General features: G+C 68.1%; 16 protein-coding genes. 5 read left to right on the plus strand and 11 right to left on the minus strand.

Annotated elements, in window-relative coordinates:
- Window positions 1-33: 33 nt before the first annotated feature.
- The 9 genes from gmk to pyrR form a co-directional block, all read right to left on the minus strand.
- Window positions 34-615 carry a guanylate kinase gene (gene gmk / locus H0264_RS27615; protein WP_181580260.1) on the minus strand — a complete coding sequence of 194 codons (582 nt, stop codon included), beginning with the start codon at window positions 613-615 and terminating at the stop codon, window positions 34-36.
- A gap of 7 nt (window positions 616-622) precedes the next feature.
- On the minus strand, window positions 623-946 hold the full coding sequence (mihF, locus tag H0264_RS27620; RefSeq protein ID WP_181580261.1) for an integration host factor, actinobacterial type: 324 nt from the start codon (window positions 944-946) through the stop codon (window positions 623-625).
- A gap of 748 nt (window positions 947-1,694) precedes the next feature.
- On the minus strand, window positions 1,695-2,519 hold the full coding sequence (gene pyrF, locus H0264_RS27625; protein WP_181580262.1) for an orotidine-5'-phosphate decarboxylase: 825 nt from the start codon (window positions 2,517-2,519) through the stop codon (window positions 1,695-1,697).
- Window positions 2,520-2,522: 3 nt separating this feature from the next.
- Complete coding sequence (gene carB / locus H0264_RS27630) at window positions 2,523-5,864, minus strand: carbamoyl-phosphate synthase large subunit (RefSeq protein WP_181580263.1); 3,342 nt, start codon at window positions 5,862-5,864, stop codon at window positions 2,523-2,525.
- Entirely contained in the window at window positions 5,864-6,982 is a 1,119-nt protein-coding gene (gene carA, locus H0264_RS27635) for a glutamine-hydrolyzing carbamoyl-phosphate synthase small subunit (protein ID WP_181580264.1), read from the minus strand. The genes carB and carA overlap by 1 nt, the downstream gene beginning before the upstream one ends.
- The gene (locus H0264_RS27640; protein WP_231085101.1) at window positions 6,979-7,479 is read right to left on the minus strand and encodes a PH-like domain-containing protein; all 501 of its coding nucleotides are present in this window, start codon (window positions 7,477-7,479) and stop codon (window positions 6,979-6,981) included. The genes carA and H0264_RS27640 overlap by 4 nt, the downstream gene beginning before the upstream one ends.
- Window positions 7,480-7,511: 32 nt before the next feature.
- A complete protein-coding gene (locus H0264_RS27645) occupies window positions 7,512-8,804 on the minus strand; it encodes a dihydroorotase (protein ID WP_181580265.1) in 1,293 nt (430 codons plus the stop codon).
- Between the two features lie 43 nt (window positions 8,805-8,847).
- Entirely contained in the window at window positions 8,848-9,813 is a 966-nt protein-coding gene (locus tag H0264_RS27650) for an aspartate carbamoyltransferase catalytic subunit (protein WP_181580266.1), read from the minus strand.
- A complete protein-coding gene (pyrR, locus tag H0264_RS27655) occupies window positions 9,810-10,445 on the minus strand; it encodes a bifunctional pyr operon transcriptional regulator/uracil phosphoribosyltransferase PyrR (RefSeq protein ID WP_181580267.1) in 636 nt (211 codons plus the stop codon). Before pyrR ends, H0264_RS27650 begins: the two co-directional genes overlap by 4 nt.
- 255 nt (window positions 10,446-10,700) lie before the next feature.
- Between pyrR and H0264_RS27660 the strand changes: the two genes are divergently transcribed.
- On the plus strand, window positions 10,701-11,756 hold the full coding sequence (locus H0264_RS27660; RefSeq protein WP_181580268.1) for a mechanosensitive ion channel family protein: 1,056 nt from the start codon (window positions 10,701-10,703) through the stop codon (window positions 11,754-11,756).
- Between the two features lie 114 nt (window positions 11,757-11,870).
- A complete protein-coding gene (locus H0264_RS27665) occupies window positions 11,871-12,713 on the plus strand; it encodes an alpha/beta fold hydrolase (protein WP_231087340.1) in 843 nt (280 codons plus the stop codon).
- A gap of 1 nt (window position 12,714) precedes the next feature.
- Here the strand turns inward: H0264_RS27665 and H0264_RS27670 are convergent, their stop codons facing one another.
- Complete coding sequence (locus H0264_RS27670) at window positions 12,715-13,308, minus strand: TetR/AcrR family transcriptional regulator (protein ID WP_181580270.1); 594 nt, start codon at window positions 13,306-13,308, stop codon at window positions 12,715-12,717.
- A gap of 111 nt (window positions 13,309-13,419) precedes the next feature.
- Between H0264_RS27670 and H0264_RS27675 the strand changes: the two genes are divergently transcribed.
- Window positions 13,420-14,322, plus strand: coding sequence for an alpha/beta fold hydrolase (locus tag H0264_RS27675; protein WP_181580271.1), 903 nt, complete (start codon window positions 13,420-13,422; stop codon window positions 14,320-14,322).
- Between the two features lie 42 nt (window positions 14,323-14,364).
- Window positions 14,365-14,991: an alpha-ketoglutarate-dependent dioxygenase AlkB gene (locus H0264_RS27680; protein ID WP_181580272.1), complete on the plus strand. Its 627-nt coding sequence runs from the start codon at window positions 14,365-14,367 to the stop codon at window positions 14,989-14,991.
- On the opposite strand, the gene H0264_RS27685 is transcribed toward H0264_RS27680, so the two are convergent.
- The gene (locus tag H0264_RS27685; RefSeq protein ID WP_181580273.1) at window positions 14,964-16,244 is read right to left on the minus strand and encodes an FAD-dependent oxidoreductase; all 1,281 of its coding nucleotides are present in this window, start codon (window positions 16,242-16,244) and stop codon (window positions 14,964-14,966) included. The two genes, H0264_RS27680 and H0264_RS27685, sit on opposite strands and share 28 nt — an antisense overlap.
- A gap of 181 nt (window positions 16,245-16,425) precedes the next feature.
- Here H0264_RS27685 and H0264_RS27690 point away from each other — a divergent pair, with 181 nt between their 5' ends.
- A complete protein-coding gene (locus H0264_RS27690) occupies window positions 16,426-17,313 on the plus strand; it encodes an aldo/keto reductase (RefSeq protein ID WP_181580274.1) in 888 nt (295 codons plus the stop codon).
- Window positions 17,314-17,326 lie beyond the last annotated feature (13 nt).

Below are 17,326 nucleotides of genomic sequence, written 5' to 3' on the forward strand. Positions count from 1 at the left end.
AAGAGCCGGTGTCCGAGATCAGCCTCGGAAGGCTCATCTCGAATTTGTGCTAACGAACAACGATACCAATCGCTCGCAGGCGCTGGTCACCTCGTCGTTCACGATGACGATGTCGAACTCGTCACATGCCGCCATTTCGATCTCGGCGGTCTGCAGCCGACGCTCGATCACCTCGGGCGATTCGGTGCCGCGCGAGGTGAGGCGGGACACCAGTTCTTCCCAGGAGGGCGGGGCCAGGAAGACCTGCTTGGCCTCCGGCATGGTCTTGCGGATCGAGCGCGCGCCTTCGAGGTCGACCTCGATCAGCACGTGATGCCCGGCCTCGAGGGCCTCCCGCACAGGTGCGGCCGGGGTGCCCGACCGCTGCAGTCCACCGTGGATGTCGGCCCACTCGAGGAGGTCGCCCGCCTCGATCATGGCGTCGAACTTCTCGCGGGTGACGAAGTGGTAGTCACGTCCGTCCACCTCGCCGGGCCGGGGAGCCCGGGTGGTGGCCGACACACTGAAAACCAATTCGGGCAGTCGTTCGCGCACGCAGCGCACGACGGTGGACTTGCCTACGGCCGAGGGGCCGACCAGTACAACCAGCCGACCCTTCCGAGTGTGTGCGACCACCCTCGGATTAATCGACGCTGAAGTCGAAGCGCTGCAGCAGCGCCTTGCGCTGCCGGTCGCCCAGACCACGCAGGCGGCGGGTGGGAGCGATCTCCAGTTCGCTCATGATCTCGGCCGCCTTGACCTTGCCCACCTTCGGCAGAGCCTCGAGCAGAGCCGAAACCTTCATCTTGCCGAGAACTTCGTCCTTCTCGGCATCGGCAAGGACCGTCTTCAGGTCAGTACCGCCACGCTTCAAGCGCTCCTTGAGCTCCGCCCGAGCGCGGCGAGCGGCAGCCGCCTTCTCCAAAGCAGCGGCGCGCTGCTCGTCAGTCAGCTGGGGAAGGGCCACGGTTCCTCCGTCTCATCGTTCATTGCTTGATCTACCGCCGGTAACCCGGTGGTCTCAGCGACCGTACCCACGACGCCTCGCGATTGCGAACCCGCCCCCCAGGTCAGCGCGTGATTCCGGGCACGACCAGGTCGGACGGTCGCCGGGGTGGGTTGTCCCGGAGCGGCCGCGGCCATCGTAACCCCGAATTCACGAATGTCCTTGTAGCCAGGGGTTTTTCAGGCACGGAGCGGTGGGCTGGAACGCACGTTCGAGCCCCGGATCCGGCCGTGACCGACCCGTGATCGCGCGACCTGGAACTTTCTCGGATTCCTCGGCGTGTCGCGCATTTTGCGCACCGCGTGTCGCGCTTCACAGCGAGTTCGCGACGGAGGGCGTCCGAGGTCCGGGCGCAGCGCCGGAACCCGCGAAAACGCACCCTGAACGGCCGCAGGGGCACGAAAGCACACGGGTGCAGTTCCCAGTGCGGGCCGCGAGCTCACGCGCCGGAGAAGAGCACTGAGCGCTTGTTAGGGCGGAACGGCCTTTTCGGCCGGGCGTCAAGGGGGCTGTGGCCGATCCCGCCCCAGCGGCGAATCGGTATGCGGCCGAGGCGAGTTGGAGATTGATCACGTTCGATTTCGCCATGGGCGAACAGCCGGACGGCCATCCGTGTCCGTTTTGCCCTATTTATCACGCGCGGGGAAAACGACAGCGGGCCCGGATCGCATCACGGTGATGCGATCCGGGCCCGCTGGTGCCGATCAGGTCAGCTCTGCAGGAAGGCGAAGTCGGCGGTGAGTTCGGCGACCTTGTCCTGGAGCGCGGCGACCGACGGACCCGCCTTGAGCACCTCGCGGGACACGTTCGGCACGACCGCGCCGAGATCGCTCTCGGGCACCAGCTTGCGAATGGACTCCGCTCCCCCGCCCTGCGCGCCCACACCCGGCATGAGGATGGGGCCGTTGAGCGCGCTCAGATCCGGCGCTTCGGTGAGCGTCGCGCCGACAACCACACCGACGGAACCGAATTCGGCCCCGGCATTGGCGGCCGCCGCGTCGTCGACCATGCGCTGGGCGATGGTGCGCCCGTCGGAACCGGTGATGGTCTGCAGTTCCGCCGCTTCGGGATTCGAGGTGGCGGCCAGCACGAACACACCCCGGTCGTTCGCCCGCGCCAGCTCCAGAGCCGGTGCCAGAGAACCGAATCCGAGATACGGCGAGACCGTGACCGCGTCGCTGGCCAGCGGGCCGTCGGCGAGCCAGGCGTGCGCGTAGGCGTCCATGGTGGAGCCGATATCGCCGCGCTTGGCATCGGCCAGCACCAGGGTGCCGGCCTCGCGCAGTTCGCCGATCGCCTCCTCCAGCACCAGGATTCCGCCGGAACCGTAGGTCTCGAAGAACGCCACCTGCGGCTTGACCAGCGCGACCCGGCCGGCGAAAGCCTCGACGCAGGCGTCGGTGAAAGCCTTCAGCCCGGCCACGTCCTCCGACAGTCCCCAGGCCCGCAACAGCGGCGGATGCGGGTCGATACCCACGCACAGCGGACCGTGCTCACGCATCGCATCCCGCAGCCGCACACCGAATGTCGCCATGTCTCAGCCTCGCAGGGTCGCGTGGAGTTCCTGCAGGGACCGTACCCCGATGCCGCCGTTGATGGTGGCCTCGATGCCCTGCACGGCCGCCGCTGCGCCCTGCACGGTTGTGATGCACGGGATGTTCGCACCGACTGCGGCGGTGCGAATCTCGTAGCCGTCCACGCGGGGGCCGTTGTTGCCGTACGGGGTGTTGAACACGATGTCGACGTCGCCGTCCTTGATCATGTCCACAATGCTCGGCGAGGTAGTCGAACCCTCAGCTGTGCCCGACTGACCCTCCGCAAGCTCCGGGTCCGAGTGCTTGCGCACCCGCTCGCAGGGGATTCCATTGCGGCGCAGCATTTCCGCGGTGCCCTCGGTGGCGAGGATGCGGAAGCCCAGGTCGTGCAGGCGCTTCACCGGGAAGACCATGGCGCGCTTGTCGCGGTTGGCGATCGAGACGAAGGCGGAGCCCTCGGTCGGCAGTGAACCGTAGGCGGCCGCCTGCGACTTGGCGAAGGCGGTGCCGAAGTCGGCGTCGATGCCCATGACCTCACCGGTGGACTTCATCTCCGGGGAGAGCAGCGAGTCGATGCCGGACCCGTCCGGGCGGCGGAAGCGGTGGAACGGAAGCACGGCTTCCTTCACCGCGACCGGGGCGTCGAACGGCGCGTAGCCGCCGTCGCCCTCGGCGGGCAGCAGGCCCTCCTTGCGCAGGTCGGAAATCGTTGCGCCCAGAGCGATCCGGGCCGCCGCCTTGGCGAGCGAGACCGCGGTGGCCTTGGACACGAACGGCACGGTGCGGCTGGCGCGCGGGTTGGCCTCGAGGACGTAGAGCACATCGTCCTTGAGCGCGTACTGCACGTTCAGCAGGCCCTTCACGCCGATGCCCTTGGCCAGGGCGGCGGTGGAGCGGCGCACGGCCTCGATATCGCTGCGGCCCAGCGTGATCGGGGGCAGGGCGCACGCGGAGTCACCGGAGTGGATGCCGGCCTCCTCGATGTGCTCCATGACGCCGCCCAGGTAGACCTCGTCGCCGTCGCACAGGGCGTCGACGTCGATCTCGATGGCATCCTCCAGGAACCGGTCGATGAGCACCGGGCGGTTCGGGGAGATGTCGGTGGCGCGGGAGATGTAGCCCTCGAGGGTCTGCTCGTCGTAGACGATCTCCATGCCGCGCCCGCCCAGCACGTAGGACGGGCGCACCAGCACCGGGTAGCCGATCTCGGCGGCGATCTTCTTGGCCTGCTCGAAGGTGGTGGCGGTGCCGTACTTCGGAGCCGGAAGACCCGCAGCCACCAGGACTTCACCGAATTCGGCGCGGTCCTCGGCCAGGTCGATGGCGGCGGCGGAGGTGCCGACCACCGGCACGCCGGCGTCGGTCAGGCGCTGCGCCAGGCCCAGCGGGGTCTGGCCGCCGAGCTGGCAGATGACGCCCGCGACGGTGCCCGACTCGGTTTCGGCGTGGTACACCTCGAGCACGTCCTCGAAGGTGAGCGGCTCGAAGTAGAGGCGGTCGGCGGTGTCGTAGTCGGTGGAGACGGTCTCCGGGTTGCAGTTGACCATGATGGTCTCGTAGCCGGCATCCGAAAGCGTCTGCGCCGCATGGACACACGAGTAGTCGAACTCGATGCCCTGGCCGATGCGGTTCGGGCCGGAACCCAGGATGATGACCTTCTCGCGCTCCCGCTGCGGCGCCACTTCGGATTCCGCGGCCGGATCGAGCTCGTAGGCCGAGTAGTGGTACGGGGTCTTGGCCTCGAATTCGGCGGCGCAGGTGTCGACGGTCTTGAACACCGGGCGGATGCCGAGCCGGTGGCGCAGCTCGCGCACACCGTTCTCACCCGCGAGTTCCGGTCGCAGCGCGGCGATCTGGCGGTCGGACAGGCCGTAGTGCTTGGCGCGGCGCAGCAGGTCGCCGTCCAGCACGGGGGCGTCGATGACCTCCTGGCGCAGCTCCACCAGGCCGGCGACCTCCTCGACGAACCAGGGGTCGATGCCGGAGGCCGCGGCCACGTCCTCGACGCTCGCGCCCAGGCGCAGCGCGCGCTCCACCTGGTAGATGCGCCCCTCGACCGGCGTGCGCAGGTCCTCGAGGATGGCCTCGACATCGGTCCACTCGCCGTCGGGCAGCGTCCAGAAGCCGGTGGCCTTGGTCTCGAGCGAGCGCAGCACCTTGCCGAGGGCCTCGGAGAAGTTGCGGCCCAGCGACATTGCCTCGCCGACCGACTTCATGGTGGTGGTCAGGGTCGGGTCGGCGCCCACGAACTTCTCGAAGGCGAAGCGCGGAGCCTTGACGACCACATAGTCGAGCGTGGGCTCGAAACAGGCCGGGGTCTCCTTGGTGATGTCGTTGACGATCTCGTCGAGGGTGTAGCCGATGGCCAGCTTGGCGGCGATCTTGGCGATCGGGAAACCCGTGGCCTTGGAGGCCAAGGCGGACGAGCGCGACACACGCGGGTTCATCTCGATGACGATGAGACGGCCGTCGGCGGGGTTCACGGCGAACTGGATGTTGCAGCCGCCGGTGTCGACGCCGACCTCGCGCAGAATCGCGATGCCGAGATCGCGCATCTTCTGGTATTCGCGGTCGGTGAGGGTCATGGCCGGGGCGACGGTGACCGAGTCACCGGTGTGCACGCCCATCGGGTCCACGTTCTCGATCGAGCAGACGATGACCACATTGTCATTGCGGTCGCGCATGAGCTCGAGCTCGAATTCCTTCCAGCCCAGGATGGATTCCTCGATGAGCACGTTCGCGGTAGGCGAGGCCGCGAGGCCGCCGCCGGCGATGCGATCGAGATCCTCGTGGTTGTAGGCCATGCCCGAGCCCAGGCCACCCATGGTGAACGACGGGCGCACGACCACCGGGAAGCCGAGTTCGGCAACGGTTTCGCGGACCTCGGCCATGGTGTAGCAGACCTTGGAGCGAGCGGATTCGCCGCCGACCTTGGCGACGATGTCCTTGAACTTCTGCCGGTCCTCACCGCGCTGGATGGCGTCGAAGTCCGCGCCGATGAGTTCGACGTTGTACTTCTCCAGGATGCCGTTTTCGTGCAGTGCGACAGCGCAATTGAGCGCGGTCTGGCCACCGAGGGTCGCGAGGATCGCGTCCGGGCGTTCCTTGGCGATGACCTTCTCGACGAACTCCCAGGTAATGGGTTCCACGTAGGTGGAGTCGGCGAATTCCGGGTCGGTCATGATGGTCGCCGGGTTGGAGTTCACCAGCGACACCCGCAGGCCCTCGGACCGCAGCACGCGGCAGGCCTGGGTGCCGGAGTAGTCGAACTCGCACGCCTGGCCGATGACGATCGGGCCGGAGCCGATCACCAGGATGTGGTTCAGATCGGTGCGGCGTGGCATCAGCGTCCCTCCATCAGCATTGCGAAGCGGTCGAACAGGTACGCGGCGTCATGGGGACCGGCGGCCGCCTCCGGGTGGTACTGGACCGAGAAAGCCTTGCCATCAAGCAGATTCAGGCCCTCGACGGTGCCGTCGTTGGCGCACACGTGGCTGACCTCGGCCTTGCCGAACGGGGTGTCGAACACCTCGCCGCGCTCGCCCTCGAGGGCGAAGCCGTGATTCTGCGCGGTGATCGAGATGCGGCCCGAATGATGTTCCACGACCGGGATATTGATGCCGCGGTGGCCGAACTTCATCTTGTAGGTGTTGCGGCCCAGCGCCCGGCCCAGGATCTGGTTGCCGAAGCAGATGCCGAACAGCGGCAGGCCCTCGCCGAGGATGCCCTGGGTCAGCGCGACCGCGCCGTCCTGGGTGGCCGGGTCGCCCGGACCGTTGGACAGGAACACACCGTTGGGGTTGAGTTCCTTGATCTGGTCGAGGGTGACGTTCGAGGGCACCACGTGCACCCGCATGCCGCGCTCGGCGAACATGCGCGGGGTGTTGGACTTGATGCCCAGGTCGACCGCGACCACGGTGAAGCGGTGCTCGCCGATCGGCTCGACGGTGTACATCTCCTTGGTGGAGACCTCGCCGGCCAGGTCCGCGCCCAGCATGGACTGCTGGCCGTTGACGCGCTCGAGGAGCTCCTCGTATTCGGCGAGGGATTCGCCGGAGAAGATGCCCGCCTTCATGGAACCGCGGGTGCGCAGGTGCCGCACCAGGGCGCGGGTGTCGATGCCCGCGATGCCGACGATGCTCTGACGCTCGAGCTCCTCCTGGAGCGTCCGGTTGGAGCGCCAGTTCGAGGCGCGGCGCGACGGATCGCGGACCGCGTAGCCCGCGACCCAGATCTGCTGCGACTCGTCGTCCTCGTCGTTCCAGCCGGTGTTGCCGATCTGCGGCGCGGTGGCCACCACGATCTGGCGGTCGTAGCTGGGGTCGGTCAGGGTCTCCTGGTAACCGGTCATCGCGGTGCAGAACACCGCCTCGCCCAGGGTCTGTCCGGTGGCTCCGAAGGTCGTCCCGCGGAACACGCGGCCGTCCTCGAGCACCATCACTGCGGTATTGCCGCTGCTCATGCCTCGTCTCCCGTCTTCACACCAGTCCATGCCGGATATACCGCCTTGTCGTCGCCCCGGAATCCGGTATCCACCTCGGTTCCGGTCGGCAGCGTCCAGCGAATCACCAGCACACCGTCTTCTGTCATTACTTTGCCCGCGTGCCCGCGCTCGGTGCGCACCGCGGTGATGGATTCCTGCGGAATCCAGATCGGGGCCGATCCGTCGCGCTGCAGCAGGATGCCGCGCTCGAAGCGGGTCATCTCCGCCGTGGCGCGAAAACCCAGGTCGCCCACCGTGATTCGCTGAATCCAGCTGGGGGCCAGGGTGCTGCCGAGGTACAGGCCCGTGGTGGGTTCCAGCAGTTGTGCGCCGCAGTCGGCGGGCACCACCGGGAGTGCACCGATCGAGTCCGCCTGTCGTCGGGCCCGCCCGGTCCAGGCGCGGTACATGCCCCACAGGCTCAGCAGGAACAGTGCGAACAGTCCGGCTATCCACAGCCAGCGTTCCAGTTCCATCTAGATCCTCCTCGGTTTCCCCACCCGCCGGTTCACCCGGCGACGACCTTGCCGTCTCGGGCGGTGACCTTGCCGCGCAGGAAGGTGGTGGTCACCTTCGCGGGCAGGGTCATCGACTGGTACGGCGTGTTGTGGGCGATCGACGCGAGTTCCTTCGCCTCGACCGTCCATTCGGTGTCCGGATCGATCAGCACCAGGTTCGCCGGTTCGCCGACCGCGATGGGGCGGCCCTGATCGTCCAGTCCCACAATGCGCGCCGGGTTCTCGCTCATCACCTGGGCGACGCCGCGCCAGTCCAGCAGACCGGTCTTGACCATGGTCTCGACGATGATCGAGAGCGCGGTCTCCAGGCCGAGCATGCCGGGGCGGGCCGCGGCGAACTCACAGCACTTGTCCTGTTCGGCGTGCGGGGCGTGGTCGGTGGCGACGCAGTCGATGACGCCCTCGGCCAGGGCCTGCCGCAGCGCGGCCACGTCCGAGGATTCACGCAGCGGCGGGTTGACCCGGTTCACCGCGTCGTAGGTCTCCAGGCGCGAATCATCGAGCAGCAGGTGGTGCGGGGTGACCTCGGCGGTGATCGAAATGCCCTGCGCCTTCGCCCATTTCAGCAACTCGACGGTACCGGCGGTGGAGGCGTGGCAGATGTGCACGCGCGCACCGGCATCGCGGGCCAGCAGCGCGTCGCGGGCCACGATGGACTCCTCGGCGGCACGCGGCCAGCCGGCCAGTCCCAGCCGGGCGGCGTTCGGACCCTCGTGCGCCACCGCGCCCTTGGTCAGGCGCGGCTCCTCCGCGTGCTGGGCGATGAGCACGCCGAGCGAGTTCGAGTACTCGAGCGCGCGGCGCATGATCAGCGGGTCGTAGACGCACATGCCGTCGTCGGAGAACATGCGCACCGCACCGACTCCGGCTGCCATGGTGCCCATTTCGGCGAGCTGCTTGCCCTCCAGGCCGACGGTGACCGCACCCACCGGGTACACGTCCACCAGGCCGACCTCCTGGCCGCGCCGCCACACGTGGTCGGTGATGACCACCGAGTCGGCGACCGGGCTGGTGTTGGCCATGGCGAACACGGCCGTGTAGCCGCCGAGAGCGGCTGCGGCGGAACCGGTTTCGATGGTTTCGGTGTCCTCGCGGCCCGGTTCGCGCAGATGTGTGTGCAGGTCGATGAAGCCCGGCAGCAGGATCTGGCCGGAGGCGTCGATCACCTCGGCGTCGCCGGCCTGCAGTCCCGCGCCGATCGCACGGATCTCACCGTCGGCGAGCAGCACGTCGACCGGGTCGCCCTCGCCGTAGACCTTGGCGTTCTTGATCAGGATGCTCATGCCGTCTCCTCTCGGTACTGGTCGGTGGTCGTCGCGGGGGTGCTCACGCGACCACCTCGTCGGTGCCGACCAGCAGGCGGAACAGCACCGCCATGCGCATGTGGACGCCGTTGTTGACCTGTTGCAGCACAGCCGCTTTCGGGGAATCCGCGACGGCGGCGGCGATTTCCATGCCGCGCAGCATCGGGCCCGGGTGCAGCACCACCGCGTCGTCGCCGAGCATGCCCAGGCGGCGTTCGCTCAGTCCGTAGTTGATCGAGTACTCACGCGCCGACGGGAAGAAGCCGCCGTTCATGCGCTCGGCCTGCACGCGCAGCATCATGACCGCGTCCGCGCCGGGCAGTTCGGCATCGAGCGAATGCGAGACCCGCACCGGCCAGGACTCCACCCCCACCGGCAGCAGCGTGCGCGGCGCGACCAGGACCACTTCCGCGCCAAGTGTGCTGAGCAGGAAGGCATTCGAGCGCGCGACCCGGCTGTGGATGATGTCGCCGACGATCAGGACCCGCTTGCCCTCCAGATCGCCGAGGCGCTGACGCAGGGTCAACGCGTCCAGCAGCGCCTGGGTCGGGTGCTCGTGGGTGCCGTCACCGGCATTGATGATGGCAGGACCCGGCCCGGCGTATCCGCCTGCGGCATCGTCCATTTCGCTGAACCAGCGCGCGATCTGGTGTGCCGCACCGGAAGCCGGATGCCGCACGATGAGTGCGTCCGCACCCGCCGCGTGCAGGGTCAGGGCGGTGTCGCGCAGCGACTCACCCTTGGAGACAGAGGAACTCGACGCGCTCACATTGATGACGTCGGCGCTCATCCACTTGCCGGCGACCTCGAAGGAAACCCGGGTGCGGGTGGAGTTCTCGAAGAACACCGTCATGACCGTGCGCCCGCGCAGCGTCGGCAGCTTCTTGACCTCGCGGCCCAGCAGCGCCTGCTCGAAGCGTTCGGCCTCGTCCAGCAGCCCGGTGGCCGCGGCGCGGTCCAGGTCGGTGACCGACAGCAGATGCTTCACTTGTCCCCCTCCTGACGCAGGTACACACCGTCACGACCGTCGTGCTCGCGCAGCAGCACCGAGATGTCCTCGGTGCGCGCGGTGGGCACGTTCTTGCCGACGTAGTCGGCGCGGATGGGCAGTTCGCGATGGCCGCGGTCGATGAGCACCGCCAGCTGCACCGCGCGCGGGCGGCCCAGGTCGCGCAGGCCGTCGAGGGCCGAGCGCACGGTGCGACCGGAGAACAGCACATCGTCGACCAGCACCACCAGTGCGTCCTCGATGCCGCCCTCGGGCACCGAGGTGCGTTCGAGCGGGCGGTGCGGGCGGCTGCGCAGATCGTCGCGGTAGAGGGTGATGTCCAGCGAGCCCACCGCGGGGCGGACGCCGGAGAACTCTTCGATGCGTCCGGCCAGACGGGTGGCGAGAGTGGTTCCGCGCGTGGGGATTCCGACGAGCACGACGCGCGCGTGGGCGGGGTCGGCGGAATCGAGGGCGGTCTTCTCGATGATCTGGTGCGCCATGCGCGCGATGGTCCGGCCGACATCCGAATCGGAAAGCAGCTCGCGTCCGGCCTCGACCTGTTCGGGATCGTGCCGCTGCGAGTATTCGCCAGCGCTCGACTTGGCGGCCCGGTCTTCGGGCACAGCCATGCCGACCTCCTTCCCCGCCTCACCGGACGGTCCGTTAAAGGATGTCTTTTCGAGTGGCAACCCTAGCAGCGCGCGGGAATGCCGCCATCACCGCACCCCTGCCGCAATCGGGCCCGTCACCTGCACACCTGCGTATTCAGGCGGATTTGCCAGACCGGGGTTCGGCGGAATGTCAGCTATCTCACAGCTATGATCCAAACCGATTGGTTTGCATCTGTTCCACCGCCATCACCCCGAGGCTGGGAGGAATCGTCGATGAACAAACCGCTGATCTGGGCCATTGCCGGCGTTCTCGTCGTCCTGGGCCCGATCGCCGGACTCGCGATCCGACGGCTCGTCGATCGCATCTCCGCCAAGATGTCGACCAGAGCCCGCGCGGTCCATCGCATGACCTTCGGACTGATCCGCGATCTCGCGGTGCCCGTCACCTCGCTGGCCGGTATCGCCCTGGCGATCGCGCTGCCCACCGGACTGCCGTTCTCCACCGACATCGTCCGGCGCATGCTCGAGGCGGCGCTGCTGCTGGCCATCACCTACTCCGTGGCCCGGCTCGCGGCCGAAGTGGTGACGACGCTGGCCAAGCGGCTGACCGGTGTCACCGGATCGGTGAGTCTGTTCGGCACCATCACGCGGGTCATCGTGTTCGTGCTCGGCGTGCTCATCACCCTCGACAGCGTCGGCGTGAAGATCACCCCGCTGCTGGGCGCGCTGGGCATCGGCGCGCTGGCCATCGCCCTCGCGCTGGAGGGCACCCTCGCCAATCTCTTTGCGGGCGTGCACATTCTGGCTTCCAAAACGGTGCATCCCGGCGATTTCGTGAAGCTGGACACCGGCGAGACCGGCTGGATCTCCGATGTGAACTGGCGAACCACCACCATTCAGGACATCCCCGGCAACTTCATCATCGTGCCGAACCGCAAATTCGCCGAGGCCATTCTCACCAACTTCCATCGGCCCGAACAGGATATGGCCGTCACCGTCGAGGTGAGCACCGCCTACGACAGCGACCTCGACCATGTGGAGGCCGTGACCATGGATGTCGCGCGCCGGGTCATGAAGGAGCTCGATGTGGGCTTCGCGGGCGCCGATCCGCGGGTGCGCTTCCACACCTTCGGCGACTCCGGCATCGGTTTCCGGGTCATCCTGCGCACCCGCCAGTACGAGGATCAATACCTGCTGGTCAGCGAATTCATCAAGGCGCTGCACCGGCGCTACGACGAGGAGGGCATCGTGTTCCCGTTCCCGATGCGGATTCTCGAATTCGCGCCGGAGAGCACCGCCCGGCTGATGGCGGGACTGCCCACGCCCTGACGCACTCGCAGTCGAGGACACGGACCGATGATCGATCGGGTCTTCATACACCGTAAACCGATGTGCGATGCTCGGGGAGTGAGCAACGACGCCGAATTCACCGAACCCGCCCGGATGACCTTCCGCGGCCACGGCGGTATCCAGATCGCGGGCGACAGCTGGGGACCCCAGGACGGGCCGCTGGTCGTCTTCCTGCACGGAGGCGGGCAGACCCGGCACTCCTGGAAGGACTCCGGGCTGGCGCTGGCCAAGGCCGGAATGCACGCGGTACTCCTCGACGCCCGCGGGCACGGCGACAGCGACTGGTCGCCCGACGGCGACTACCGGCGCGACGCCATGGTCGGCGACCTTCTGGCAGTCCTGGAGCAACTCGGCCGGCCGGCTTTCGTGGTGGGCGCGAGCATGGGCGGCATCACCGGACTGCTCGCCACCGCCACCCCGGAAGCCGCGCGGATCACCGGACTCGTGCTCGTCGACGTGGTGCCGCGGCCCGAACGCGCGGGCGTGGAGCGGGTGCTGAACTTCCTCAGCGGCCACCCCGAGGGCTTCGCCACCCTGGAGGAGGCCGCCGACGCGGTCGCCGAGTATCTGCCGCACCGCCGCCGCCCGCGCAATGCCGAAGGGCTGCAACGGAATCTGCGGCAGCGCTCGGACGGGCGCTGGTACTGGCACTGGGATCCGGCCATGATGGCCAAGCGCGGGGACGGCGAGGAAATCGATTTCAATACCGAGACCCTCGAAACCGCCGCACGCAATCTGACCATTCCGGTGCTGCTGGTGCGCGGCGCGCTGTCGGACGTGGTGAGCGACGAGGGCGTGGCGGCGTTCCGGGCGCTGGTGCCCACTGCCGAGTACGCCGAGATCGGCACGGCCGCGCACACCGCGGCCAGTGACGCCAATGACGAATTCACCGATGCTGTGGTCGATTTCGTCCGCACGCACGTGCACGAGGGCTGAGCTAGGCCCCCATCGTCCTGTCGAGCAGGCGGTCCAGCAGTTGCTCCGCCTGCTCGCGGGTGGCCGCGCCGCCCAGCACGCCCTGCGTGATGCCGGTGACCGACACGACGATCAGCTGCGCATCGAGTTCGGCGGTGTCGCTTGCCTTTCCGTCGCGATAGCGCCGGATCTGCGCGGCGAAGGCGTCGATCAGCCAGCGCACCGGGCCGACCCGTTCCTCGACACTGAGACCCGAGCCCTCCAGCGCGGCGGCATGGAAGGCCGCCAGGACCAGGCAGTCCTCGTGCCCCTCATCGTCGAGCGGCATGACCACCGTGGCGACGGCGCGCACGAAATCGCGCGGGTCCGGGTTCTCCCCTAATGCGCCGAGCCGCTGCGCCATTCGCACGCCGCCGTTCTCGATAACGGCGCGGAAGGTGGCGTCCAGCAGATCGGCCTTGGTGCCGAAGTAGTACTGGATCAACCGGACCGAGATGCCCGCCGCGGCGGCGATGGACTGAAAGGTCGCCGCGTCCAGGCCGCCCTGGGCGATGACCCGGCGGGCCACGGTGGTGATCTCGCGTCGCCTCTGGTCGTGATCCACCAAGCGGGGCATGGCCGGGTTCTCCTGTCTCATCGAGGCCGTCGAAAGGCTCGATGGTACGCGCATACCATTTTCATGGTACGGTCATATCATCAACGGTGATGCGGAATCGGAGGGGCGACTGTGGCCACGATCGGGAAGTGGAAGAACGAGGCGGCGCGCGAGGCGTATCTCGAGGGGTATGCCGCACTGGCTGAACGATGGCCGGCCGGAGTGGAGTCCAGCACGGCGGACGTGGTGACATCGCACGGGAAAACGCATGTGCGACAGGCGGGTTCGGGGGCAGGCACGCCACTGGTGCTGATTCATCCGCTGGGCGGGAACGGGTTGTGCTGGTACCCGATCATCGAGCAGCTGAGCCGGGATCGGACGGTGTACGCGCTCGACACCATCGGCGCGCCCGGGCTGAGTGAGCAGACCGCGCCGATCACCTCGGCCGCCGACTACGCGGTCTGGATCGAAGAGGTGCTGGCCGCGCTGACAATCGATCGCGCACATGTGTTCGGCTATTCCGACGGGGCGTGGCGGGCGAGCATGGCGGGGGTCCACGGGTCGACGCGACTCGCGAGCCTCACACTGATCGAGCCCGGCGCGGGGATCATCCGGCCGCCATGGGGGTTGCTGCTCAAGATGATTCGGTTCGGCATGAACCCGTCGCCGGAGAAACTGCGCCGGTTCAGCGCGTACCTCACGCCAGGGTTGGAGCCATCGCCCGAAGAGATCGCGCTGTCGATGGCCGCGCTCGACTACAAGGCACCCGCACTGTGGCCGAAGCCGTTGAAAGACGCCGAGCTGCGGGCGATTACAACGCCCACGCTGGTGATCTACGGCGCGGAGTCGGTACTGCTGCCCGATCCCGGCGCGGCCGAGAAGCGGATTCTCGGGAACATTCCGGATGTCGAGTTCCAGCTCGTTCCCAGCGTTGGACACGGTCTGTTGTTCCAGGACTCGCACAGGGAGGCCGTCGTGCGTCGCGTGCTCGATTTCCTCGCGCGGCACGACACGGCCGCGGTGGTGCGAGACTGATTCCCGCGAACATATGTTCGAACAGCGTGATAGATTCGCGGCATGTCGACACCGCTGCAGGGATCGCTCCTCGATGGTTTCGGGGAGATCGGGCTCGGTGCGCTGGACGGGATTCAGCGCACCGAACTGAGTGCGGGCGCGTGGGTGGATGTGCTGCCCGGGTGGTTGACCGGGGCCGACGAGTTGTTCGATCGGCTCGCCGCGAACGTACCGTGGCGGGTGGATCGGCGGGCCATGTACGACCGGATGGTGGATGTGCCACGGCTTCTCTGTTCGTACAAAGAGGGGCAGGAGCTACCCGATCCTGTACTGGACGAGGCGCGCTCGGCCTTGAGCGGGCACTACCGCGAGGAGCTCGGCGAGCCGTTCGCCACGGCCGGGCTCTGCTACTACCGGGACGGGAACGACAGTGTCGCCTGGCACGGGGACACATTCGGGCGCGGGGCCACCGAGGACACCATGGTCGCGATCGTGTCGGTGGGTGCGGCGCGGGCGTTGCTACTGCGGCCGCGCGGCGGCGGGGCGAGTATCCGCTACGCCCTCGGTCACGGGGATCTGATCGTGATGGGTGGGTCGTGCCAGCGCACCTGGGAGCACGCGGTGCCCAAGACCCGGCGCGCGGCCGGGCCGCGCATCAGTGTTCAGTTCCGGCCGCGCGGCGTCTGGTAGCTCCGCGCACACGCGGCGCCCGGGGGTGGGCGGCGCGCGAAATCCGGTGCGTGCTCGGGCAATACGCCTCGGGTCATGAGGAACAGCGGGATGGATCGCACGATGGGAATGTGGCGCAGGACGCGCAATAGCGGTGGGGCATCGGCGGATTCGGGGCGCAGTTCGGCATCGCGCAGGGCCCGCTTCACCACGGCGGCGTGCATGGTGCGCTGCATGCGCTGACTCACTCGCGTGGGAAAACCACGGCGGCGCTGCACCCGCGCCAGGTCGGATACCTCGACAGTGTGGGAAAGCAGTTTCGGCGCAAGGATTCTCGCGGCGGCGACCGCGTCCTGCACCGCCAGGTTGATGCCGACGCCACCCAGTGGCGACATGGCGTGGGCGGCATCGCCGAGGCACAATAGGCCCTCGGTGTACCAGCGGTGCAGCCGATCCAGTTGCACTGTCAGCAGTTTCACCTCGTCCCAGTGCCGCAGCACGTGCGTGCGGTCGGCCAGCCACGGGGCGGCCTCGGCCATGCGGCGCGTGATATCGGTGACGGGTGCGCGGCGCAGTTCGGCGTCGCGGCCTTCCGGGATGATGACCGCGCACTGCCAGTAGTCGCCACGATCGGCCAGCACCACCATCTGGCCCGCGGTGACCTGCACGTCCCCGCTGGGATCGGTGCGGTCAGTGCGCGGCAGGCGAAACCACCAGACATCGAAGGGGACGGGCCAGGCGCGGGTGCGCAGGCCGGCGGCGGCGCGCACGGCGGAGGTGCGGCCGTCGCAGGCCACGGTGAGGTCGGCGCGCAGTTCGGCGCAGCGGCCGTGCCGGTCCCGGTAGCGGACGCCGGTGACGCGGCCGCCCTCCCGAATGAGCCCTGTCACTTCGGTTTTCATGCGCAGGTGAAAGGCCGGTTCGGTGTCGGCGGCACGGGCCAGCAGATCGAGCAGATCCCACTGCGGCACCATGGCGATATAGCGGTGCCGCAGCGGCAGGCGCCGCATGGTGGCGAAGGTGCGCATGCGGCCGTCGATGGGCACCTGCACCTCGCTGACATGGCGCTGCGGGAGTTTGGCGAACTCCTCGCCCAGGCCGAGCTCGTCGAGCAGGTCCATGGTCGTGGGGTGCACCGTGTCGCCGCGGAAATCGCGGAGGAAGTCGGCGTGCTTCTCCAATACGGTGACCTCGACTCCGGCACGGGCGAGCAACAGGCCCAGGAACATTCCGGCCGGTCCCCCTCCGACAATGACACAGGTCGTGCAGTCCATCGAAGCCCCTCCCCTGGCTGATCCGGACGCCCGGTTCGACCTCGATGATAGGACGTCAAGGCGTATTTCGAGCCAGCGAATCCACGCCCCGATTTCTGGGGTGGGCCGAGGTGGGAATGAAAAGATCCACCCTGCAGGTTCATCCGCTCCGAACAGCGCGATCTGCGAAGGAGTGGCAACCATGTCAGCAACATTCGAGCTCGGCGGGGACCTGCGGGTGAACCGGATCGGTTTCGGCACAATGCGTCTGGCGGCAGCGCCGGAACCCGGCTTCGAGGCCGGAATGGGACACATCTGGCGAGCGCCGGAGGATCGGGCGGCCGCCGTGGCGGTACTGCGGCGGGCGGTGGAGCTCGGCGCGAACCTCATCGACACCGCCGACTCGTACGCCCTGGGCGAGAACGAGGAGCTCGTCGCCGAGGCGCTGCACCCCTATCGCGACGACGTGGTGGTGGCCACCAAGGTGGGCGTCCTGCGACCGTCGCCGGTGGAGTGGGTGCCGCTGGGACATCCGGCCTATCTGAAGCAGCAGACCGAATTGAGTTTGCGGCGACTGCAACTCGACCGCATCGACCTGCTGCAACTGCATCGAATCGACCCGGCCTACCCCCTCGAGGATCAGATCGGGGCGCTGAAGGAGCTGGTGGACGCGGGCAAGGCGCGGCACATCGGCCTGTCGGAGGCCAGTGTGGAGCAGTTGCGCGCTGCCGCCGAGATCACGCCGATCGCGAGCGTGCAGAACATGTACAACCTCGCCGAGCGCGGACATGAGGAGGCCGTGGATTACGCTGCGGCCCAAGGGATCGCGTTCATTCCCTTCTTCCCCATCGCGGGCGGAGCACACGCCGGCGCCGACGGTCCCGTCGCCGAGGTCGCGGCCGAGGTCGGCGCGACGCCCGCACAGGTGGCGCTGGCGTGGCTGCTGCGCCGCTCCCCCACCGTGCTGCCGATCCCGGGCACCACGTCGATCGCCCATCTCGAAGAGAACGTGGCGGCCGGCGCGGTGCAGCTGTCCGACGAGCAGTTCGAGCGACTGTCCGGCGTGGGCGCGGTCACCGCGAACGCGTAGCCGGACAGCCGCG

This window comes from Nocardia huaxiensis, assembly GCF_013744875.1.
Classification (GTDB): Bacteria; Actinomycetota; Actinomycetes; order Mycobacteriales; family Mycobacteriaceae; genus Nocardia; species Nocardia huaxiensis.